We start from the raw sequence: 380 nt of genomic DNA, 5'->3' as shown, positions 1-380 counted from the left end.
ACCTACACCTACACCCTCAATCCCGGCGACGCTGACTTCAAGGCCTTGCACGCCGGCGGCAACGGCACCGAGACCTTCACCTACACCCTGACCGACGCCGACGGCGACAGCAGCACCGCCAACCTGGTGCTGAACGTGCACAACAACGACGACGGGGTGACCCTCGGCGGCCTGGACGTCGCAGGTGGCGAACTGACCGTCTACGAGAAAAACCTCACCTACGGCAGCGACCCCGACGCCCCGGCGCTGACCCAGCACGGGACCTTCACCGTCAACGCCCCGGATGGCCTGCAGAGCCTGAGCATTTCCGGCGTCGAGATCATCAGCGGTGGCGTGGTGCAGGGCTTGCCGATCTCGGGCAGCACCTGGATAGGCAGCAC

1 protein-coding gene is annotated in these 380 nt (G+C 66.1%); it reads left to right on the top strand.

What is annotated here, in order from left to right; translation table 11 throughout:
• The coding region (locus NPS56_RS31050) for a VCBS domain-containing protein (protein WP_274078182.1) at positions 1 to 380 on the top strand (380 nt) is incomplete at both ends.

Origin of the sequence: Pseudomonas putida, from assembly GCF_028682635.1 — a bacterium.
GTDB classification, from domain to species: domain Bacteria; phylum Pseudomonadota; class Gammaproteobacteria; order Pseudomonadales; family Pseudomonadaceae; genus Aquipseudomonas; species Aquipseudomonas putida_AE.
The sequence above is the reverse complement of the archived record's forward strand: the minus strand, read 5'-3'. Positions and strand labels throughout refer to the sequence as shown.